Genomic DNA, 7,304 nt, shown 5'->3' with positions numbered 1-7,304 from the left:
ATCGACGGCAAGGTTTGGCACCTCGATGTCGGCTCATCGCATCCTGGGGCTGGAGCAGGTCCCAAGGGTTGGGCTGTTCGCCCATTAAAGCGGTACGTGAGCTGGGTTTAGAACGTCGTGAGACAGTTCGGTCCCTATCTGACGCGGGCGTAGGAGGTTTGAGGGGAGCTGCCCCTAGTACGAGAGGACCGGGGTGGACGGACCGCTAGTGTGCCAGCTGTTCCGCCAGGAGCACCGCTGGGTAGCTATGTCCGGCAGGGATAAGCGCTGAAGGCATCTAAGCGCGAAACCCGCCTCAAGATGAGACCTCCCAGGGCGTAAGCCCTCTGAAGGCCCCTGGAAGATTACCAGGTTGATAGGCCGCGGGTGTAAGCGCCGTAAGGCGTTCAGCCGAGCGGTACTAATCGGCCGTGCGGCTTGACCACGTTGCACTCATACATATCGAGCCCGCTCGAGGTGAGCGTGCTTGGCTGCACTCGAGGATCAACGTATTCGATTGCCATCCGATTCCCGGTGGCGTTGCCGGAGGGGCCACACCCGTTCCCATCCCGAACACGGAAGTTAAGCCCTCCAGGGCCGATGGTACTGCGCTGGTAACGGCGTGGGAGAGTAGGTCGCTGCCGGGGTAATTCAAGCGCCCGGGCCGAAAAGGCTCGGGCGCTTTTTAATGTTTGCTCGGCACCGGTTTCTCGGAACGAGGACACCATGAGCGCCGCCCCCGTTCGCTCGGCATTGCTCATCGACGAAATCGCGAGCCCGCTCGGCCGCATCGTGATCGCGGCCCGCGACGGCCGGCTCTGCGCGCTCGAGTTCGGGCGCGCGCGCATGGCGCGTCACCTGACCCCGCGCTTCCCCGGCTCGCGGCGACGGAGGCTCCGCGACCCGTTCGGCATCTCGACCAAGCTTCGCGCCTACCTGAGCGGTGACCTCACCGCCGTCGACCGCATCGCGGTCGAAACCGGCGGCACCGCGTTCCAGCAGCGCGTCTGGCACGCCCTCCGGACGATTCGAGCCGGGCGGACGATGAGCTACGCGGCAATGGCGCGCGCGATCGGCCATCGCGCCGCGGTGCGCGCGGTGGGCGCCGCCAACGGGCGCAATCCCATCTCGATCGTGGTGCCGTGTCATCGCCTCGTCGGGGGAGACGGCGCGCTCACCGGGTACGGCGGCGGACTGTGGCGGAAGCGCTGGCTCCTGGAGCACGAGGGCGCGGCCGACCCGGCCGCGCAGGCGATTAGACCATCAACCGCGCGACGGAGAGATAGAAGCCGCTCACCGCGTTGAACACCGGCTGCACGATGTACCGCGTCGCGCCGCTCAGCACGAGCAGGATCAACAGGAGCGGGCCGACTTGCTCGAGCTGGTGAATGAGGCTCCACGACGCGCGCGGGAAGAGGTAGGGCAGAAAGTGACCGCCATCGAGCGGCGGCAGCGGGATCAGGTTGAAGATTCCCAGGGCCAGGTTGTAGACGTAGGTCCAGAACAAGGCCCCGCTCAGCGGCTCGCTCACGAATGGCATGGCCCCGCCCGCGTGCGGGAGCATCCGCACTGCCACCAGGGCCACGAAGGCGACCAGGAAATTCGAGAGCGGGCCGGCCGCGGCGACCAACGCCATGTCGCGGATCGGGCGGCGGAGGTACTGAGCGCTCACCGGCACCGGTTTGGCCCACCCGAAGCCGGCGAGCACGAAGGCCAGCGCGCCGAGCGGATCAATGTGCGGCAGCGGGTTCAGGGTGATGCGGCCGAGACGGCGCGGCGTCGGATCGCCGAGCCGGTCCGCGACGAGCGCGTGCGCCAGCTCGTGCACGGTCACCGCCACGAGCAGCGCGGGGATCTGGAGAATGAGGCGGGAGAGGAACCGGACCGGATCGTCGAAGAGATCGGTCATCCGGTGGTCGGGCTCCCCGGCGCGGCGGAGTCCGAGTCGGGCGACAGCTCCGGTCCGGGAATGCGGTAGCGCTCGTCGAGCCACACGCTGAGATCGACCAGACGACACGTCAGCGAGCAGAACGGTCGATGCGGATTGCCCGCCCATTCCCGACCGGTTCCGCAGCGTGGACAGTGAACCTGTCGGCCCGCGCGAGTCTGGGGGCGCGTCACGGCGCCATCCTAGCCACGCGGTTCTGCCGGTGTCAACCGCGGCGCGGTGGCATCGACGATCGGCCGCGACGTTGACATCGGCCAGACGGTGCGGGAGGATACAGCCGTGTTTCGCCTGCTTCCGCGGGAAGAAAAATTCTTCGACCTCTTCGAGCAGCAGGCCTCACACATCGTGTCCGCCGCCCGCGTGCTCGAGGAGCTGACCCTCGAGTACGCCGACGCGAAGGCCAAGGCCCAGCAAATCAAGGACCTGGAGCACGCGGGGGACGCACTCACTCACGAGATCGTGCGTCGGCTGAACACCACCTTCATCACCCCGATCGATCGCGAAGACATCTACGCGCTGGCCAGCCGTCTCGACGACGTCCTGGACCTGATCGACGCGGTGGCCGACCGCCTGCTGCTCTACAAGATAAAGTCTCCGACCGACGGCTCCATCAGCATGGCCAAGATCATCGTGAAGACCGCGGAAGAGACGGACCGGGCGGTGCGCTGCCTGCGCACGCTCTCGCCGTTCTACCACAAGCACGCGGTCGAGGTGAACCGCCTCGAGAACGAGGCGGACCGGCTGCTGCGCGACCAGCTCGCGGCCCTGTTCGAGGGCGGCACCGACGCCATCGAGGTGATCAAGTGGAAGGAGCTGTACGAGACGATGGAGTCGGTGACCGACCGCTGCGAGGACGTGGTCAACGTCATCGAGGGTATCACCCTCAAGATGGCTTGAGCCGGTCGGCCCGCCGCGCATGAGCGGGTCCCTGTTGTTGATCGTGTTCATCATCCTGGTCGCCCTGATCTTCGACTACATCAACGGCTTCCACGACGCGGCCAACTCGATCGCCACCGTCGTTTCCACGCGCGTGCTCACCCCCATGCAGGCGGTGGCGTGGGCCGCGTTCTTCAACTTCGTGGCCGCCTTCGGCTTCGGGGTCCAGGTGGCGCGTACGGTGGGCAAGGGGGTGGTGGAGGCCTCGGTGGTGGATCAGTGGGTGATCCTCGGCGGGCTCATCGGGGCCATCGCGTGGAATCTGATCACGTGGTACTTCGGCATCCCGTCGAGCTCCTCGCACGCGCTCATCGGCGGCTTCGCGGGGGCCGCGGTGGCGAAGGCCGGCTTCGGAGCCCTCCTCCCGAGCGGACTGATCAAGATCCTCGTGTTCATCGTGCTGGCTCCGGTGCTGGGGCTGGCCCTCGGCTTCTCGCTGATGATCGTCACGCTCTGGGCGGTGCGACGGATGCGGCCGAGCCGCGTGGAAGGGCTCTTCCGTCGCCTCCAGCTCTTGTCCGCCGCCGCCTACAGCCTCGGTCACGGCACCAACGACGCACAGAAGACCATGGGCATCATCGCCATCCTCCTCTTCTCGGCCGGATACCTCGGGCCCGAGTTCTACGTGCCGTTCTGGGTCATCATCGCGGCGCACACCGCCCTGGGACTGGGCACGCTCGCCGGCGGCTGGCGCATCGTCAAGACCATGGGCATGCGGCTCACCAAGCTCCGGCCGATCGGAGGCTTCTGCGCGGAGACCGCGGGCGCGGTCATGCTGATCGGGACTGCGATCGGCGGGATCCCGGTCAGCACCACGCACACCATCACCGGCTCGATCATGGGCGTGGGCACCACACAGCGCTTCTCGGCGGTCCGGTGGGGCGTGGCCAGCAACATCATTTGGGCCTGGATCCTGACGATTCCCCTGTCCGGCATCATCGCCGCAGTGGCGTGGGCCGCCGCCACCTTCATTTTCGCCCGCGTCGGATGACCTCGTCCCGCTCCCGCGCCGGGTCGCTGGCGGGGGCCGTCGGACTCTGGCTCCTGCTGCCGGGGGCGTGGCTGCTCGCCTATCTCCCCGCGCCGATCGGGCTGGCCGTAGGTCGGCGGATCGGAGACGTGCTCTGGTGGCTCCTGCCGGGCCGCCGCCAGGTCACCCTGGACAACCTGCACCGTGCGCTGGGCCACGAACGGACGGCTGGCGGGCTGCGCCGACTCGGACGTCGGTCGTTTCAGCACGTGGGCATGAATCTCGTCGAAGGCTGTCGGTACTTCCTGCGTCCTACCGACGTCATGATCTCCCGGGTGCGAGTGGAGGGAGGCGAGCAGCTCAAGACGGCGGCAGCCGAAGGTCGGGGCGTGCTCATCCTCACGGCCCACTATGGCAACTGGGAGCTCTTGGCCGCAGCCCATGGTCTCACTGGCGTCCCGGCGTCGATCGTGGTCCGTCCCCTCGATCATCCGATGCTCGACGAGCTGGCGTCCCGGTTCCGACGTCGGAGCGGGGCCGAGCTGATCGTGAAGCATCGGGCGGTGCGGGAGGTGCTCGGGGCGCTGCGGCGCGGACGCATGGTCGGAGTCCTCCTCGACCAGAACGCGACCCGCGCCGAAGGCGTCTTCGTTCCGTTCTTCGGGGTCCCCGCCTCGACCTCCAAGGGCCTGGCGCTCCTCGCGCTGCGGACCCGTGCCCCGGTCGTGCCGATGTTCCTGCGCCGCGAGGCGGGAGGACGACACTGCATGGAGGTCGGCGCCCCGGTGCCGCCGCCTCCCGACGCCGACGTCGTCGCCTACACGGCCCGATTCAATCAAGTGCTCGAGGCAGCCATCCGCCGCGCGCCGGAGCAGTGGCTCTGGATGCATGCCCGATGGCGAACCCGACCCCGCGAGGCGGCTTCGTGAGCCCCGGACGCGGATGGGCCGCGCTGATTGCGGGTGCGGCACTGGTCGCCGTCGGGGGAGCCAAGGCCGCCGAGCCAGATGTGGCAAGCCTCGTCCAGCCCTACCAGAAAGGGGTTGACGAGCAGGCGGTGGGCATCGTGGCCGCGAAGGCCTACGTCGAGCCGTCCCGGGGCAGCGCCGAGCCGACGCCGCAGTCTGCTGTGTCGCTCGTCCTGTTGCCGTACTCGGCCGCGTTCGAGACCGAGCTCGACGCAGTGAAGGCCGGTCTGCGGGATTCGGTGGACAGCTACACGCGGGCGGTGGCGGGGATCGAGGCTGCCCGGATCGACTACGAGCGGGCCCTGGTCGCGGTGGGCGCCGGGGACCTGGTCAAGAACGAAGCAACCGACGCTCGGGGTCTTGCGGAGGTCACCGGCTTGCCCGCGGGCGACTGGGTTCTCCTGGCCTGGCGGGAGGGGGGTCACCAGTCGAAGCAGCACAAGGTCCGCGACCAGGACGCCAAGCGCTATCCCGATATCCCCAGCACCGTGACGTACTCGATGGTGACGTACTGGCGATCCCGGGTCACGGTTCGGAAGGGCGAGACGGTCGAGGTCTCGCTCAGCGATCGGAATGTCTGGATGACCGCGCCGCGTCAGGAGGGGGGCACGCCGAAGCCGCCGCGGCCGCCGACGCCCAAGAAACGGCGCTAGGGGTGCCACCCGGGAACGGTGGCGCCCCAGGGTGGCCGCGCGCTCCTTCTTTTCTTCCTTCTTCTCGAGTTGCTGGCCCTTCTTCTCTTCCTTCGGGGCGGCGGGCGTCTGAGCGAAGGTCTGGGGGACCGCCAGGCCGATGCCGAAGGGAAGGCCAGGCCATGCCGACCACCATCGCCGTGCCCTCCTTTAAAAAAATGCCTTTTACAGAAACGACTTAACACAGGAGCGGGCTCCCAGGAGTCAAGCAATACCCATCTCGCGCCATTCCGAGCCGACCCCGTTGACCTCAAATACCCCTCGTGATAAAAAGTTCATGCCTACCTGATGCTTTCTTTGATCCGGATGCTTCTGATAGGTGCGGTGCTCTATCTGGCTGGTCACCTGGCGATGCCGGGGCCGGCGGAAGCGGAGCCCGATCTCGCATCGACGTGGGTGGGTGAGACGGGCGCCGAGCCCGCCTCCGCCATTGTCGGCGATCCGTGGGGTAGCACCCCGCTGGAGGCGGCGCCGATCGGCAACGACACGTCGACCGCGCCGGACGTGGACCTGTGGGCCGAGTTCTTCACCTCGCGGCCACCTTCCATGTCGGCGGGTATCGTGCCGGCTCCGCCGCCGCCGACCCAGCTGCCGGCTGCGCCGAAAGTGGCTGCCGTCTCTCTCTCCGCTCCGACCCAGCCGGCGTTCCGCATTCAGCAGAACGATCACGTCCAGCGCTTCCTCGAGCAGTACCAGACCGGCTACCGGCGTGAGGTCGTGGAGCGGTGGCTGGCGCGCTCGGGACGCTACCTGCCCATGGTCCTGGACGTATTCCGCCAGAAAGGCCTTCCGGAGGAGCTGGTCTTCACCGCGATGATCGAGAGCGGCTTCAATCCGGTGGCGGTCTCCCGCGCCGGCGCCAAGGGTCTCTGGCAGTTCATGGCCCCGACCGCCCGCCGTTACGGTCTGCGGGTCGATCAATGGCTCGACGAGCGGCTCGATCCCGAGAAGTCCACCGTGGCCGCCGCGAACTACCTGAAGGACCTGTACGCGATCTTCGGCTCGTGGGAGCTGAGCCAGGCCGCCTACAACGCCGGCGAGATGAAGATTCTCCGGGCCATCGAGGGCACCGGCACCCGCGACTTCTGGAGCCTCACCCGCAGCCGGCTCCTCCGCGACGAAACCAAGAACTTCGTGCCGGCCATCCACGCCATGACCATCATCGGGCAGGAGCCGGAGCAGTATGGATTCACGGTCAAGCCCGACGAGCCGCTGAGCTACGAGCAGATCACGGTCCCCCGGGGCACGAGCCTCAAGCACGTGGCCGGGTTGTCCGGCATTCCACTCGAAGAGCTGGTGCGACTGAATCCGGAGCTCAGGCTCAAGCAGACCCCGCCCAACGCGCCCTATCAGTTGAAGGTACCGCTCGGCAGCGGCAGCGCCCTGCAGGACGGTCTCGAGCGCGATCTCCAAGAGCACAAGCGCACGGTCGCCGCGCGGATCGCGGATCGGGCGAAGCGGAAGGGGCCCGTCGCCGCCCAGAAGGTGGCGCCCCCCGCCCGGATCAAGCCGCGCGCGGCTTCCGCCCCGCGCGCCTCGGAGCAGGGCGGCTTCCGCTAAGACCGTGAAGGTGGCAGTCCACCTCACCGCGACCCTGCGGGCTTACCTCCCCGCCGGCACCGTGGGAGACAACGTGGTCCTGGACGTCCCCGAGGGAGCCACGGTCGATCAGGTGGTACACTCCCTGCGGATCCCGCGCGAGCTGGAGCGCCTGACCGTCGTCAACGGCCGGGACGCCGTCCCCGACCAAACGCTGTCCGAGGGTGACGTCCTTTCGGTGTTTCCGCCGCTGGCCGGCGGCCGCTGACCGG

Annotated in this window: 9 protein-coding genes and 2 rRNA genes; 9 read left to right on the top strand and 2 right to left on the bottom strand. The window is 67.9% G+C overall.

What is annotated here, in order from left to right; genetic code table 11:
* The 3 genes from VKN16_19585 to VKN16_19575 form a co-directional block, all read left to right on the top strand.
* Positions 1 to 425: ribosomal RNA gene (locus VKN16_19585) — 23S ribosomal RNA — on the top strand; the annotation flags it as partial.
* Between the two features lie 84 nt (positions 426 to 509).
* A 5S ribosomal RNA gene (rrf, locus tag VKN16_19580) occupies positions 510 to 626 on the top strand.
* Between the two features lie 79 nt (positions 627 to 705).
* Positions 706 to 1,284: a methylated-DNA--[protein]-cysteine S-methyltransferase gene (locus VKN16_19575; GenBank protein ID HME96409.1), complete on the top strand. Its 579-nt coding sequence runs from the start codon at positions 706 to 708 to the stop codon at positions 1,282 to 1,284.
* Here VKN16_19575 and VKN16_19570 read toward each other — a convergent pair.
* Together VKN16_19570 and yacG are read right to left on the bottom strand one after the other, a co-directional pair.
* Positions 1,235 to 1,888: a site-2 protease family protein gene (locus VKN16_19570; protein ID HME96408.1), complete on the bottom strand. Its 654-nt coding sequence runs from the start codon at positions 1,886 to 1,888 to the stop codon at positions 1,235 to 1,237. The two genes, VKN16_19575 and VKN16_19570, sit on opposite strands and share 50 nt — an antisense overlap.
* Positions 1,885 to 2,100: a DNA gyrase inhibitor YacG gene (gene yacG, locus VKN16_19565; protein HME96407.1), complete on the bottom strand. Its 216-nt coding sequence runs from the start codon at positions 2,098 to 2,100 to the stop codon at positions 1,885 to 1,887. The genes VKN16_19570 and yacG overlap by 4 nt, the downstream gene beginning before the upstream one ends.
* Before the next feature lie 106 nt (positions 2,101 to 2,206).
* Between yacG and VKN16_19560 the strand changes: the two genes are divergently transcribed.
* The 6 genes from VKN16_19560 (at position 2,207) to VKN16_19535 (ending at position 7,300) form a co-directional block, all read left to right on the top strand.
* Positions 2,207 to 2,824 carry a DUF47 family protein gene (locus VKN16_19560; protein ID HME96406.1) on the top strand — a complete coding sequence of 206 codons (618 nt, stop codon included), beginning with the start codon at positions 2,207 to 2,209 and terminating at the stop codon, positions 2,822 to 2,824.
* A 19-nt stretch (positions 2,825 to 2,843) separates the two neighbouring features.
* Entirely contained in the window at positions 2,844 to 3,854 is a 1,011-nt protein-coding gene (locus VKN16_19555; protein HME96405.1) for an inorganic phosphate transporter, read from the top strand.
* The gene (locus VKN16_19550; GenBank protein HME96404.1) at positions 3,851 to 4,762 is read left to right on the top strand and encodes a lysophospholipid acyltransferase family protein; all 912 of its coding nucleotides are present in this window, start codon (positions 3,851 to 3,853) and stop codon (positions 4,760 to 4,762) included. The genes VKN16_19555 and VKN16_19550 overlap by 4 nt, the downstream gene beginning before the upstream one ends.
* The gene (locus VKN16_19545; protein HME96403.1) at positions 4,729 to 5,454 is read left to right on the top strand and encodes a hypothetical protein; all 726 of its coding nucleotides are present in this window, start codon (positions 4,729 to 4,731) and stop codon (positions 5,452 to 5,454) included. Before VKN16_19550 ends, VKN16_19545 begins: the two co-directional genes overlap by 34 nt.
* Positions 5,455 to 5,817: 363 nt before the next feature.
* Complete coding sequence (locus tag VKN16_19540; GenBank protein ID HME96402.1) at positions 5,818 to 7,053, top strand: transglycosylase SLT domain-containing protein; 1,236 nt, start codon at positions 5,818 to 5,820, stop codon at positions 7,051 to 7,053.
* A 4-nt stretch (positions 7,054 to 7,057) separates the two neighbouring features.
* The gene (locus VKN16_19535; GenBank protein HME96401.1) at positions 7,058 to 7,300 is read left to right on the top strand and encodes a MoaD/ThiS family protein; all 243 of its coding nucleotides are present in this window, start codon (positions 7,058 to 7,060) and stop codon (positions 7,298 to 7,300) included.
* The last annotated feature ends 4 nt before the right edge of the window (positions 7,301 to 7,304 follow it).

The sequence above is a fragment of the Candidatus Methylomirabilota bacterium genome (assembly GCA_035315345.1).
In the GTDB taxonomy this organism is placed as follows: domain Bacteria; phylum Methylomirabilota; class Methylomirabilia; order Rokubacteriales; family CSP1-6; genus CAMLFJ01.
The sequence above is the reverse complement of the archived record's forward strand: the minus strand, read 5'-3'. Positions and strand labels throughout refer to the sequence as shown.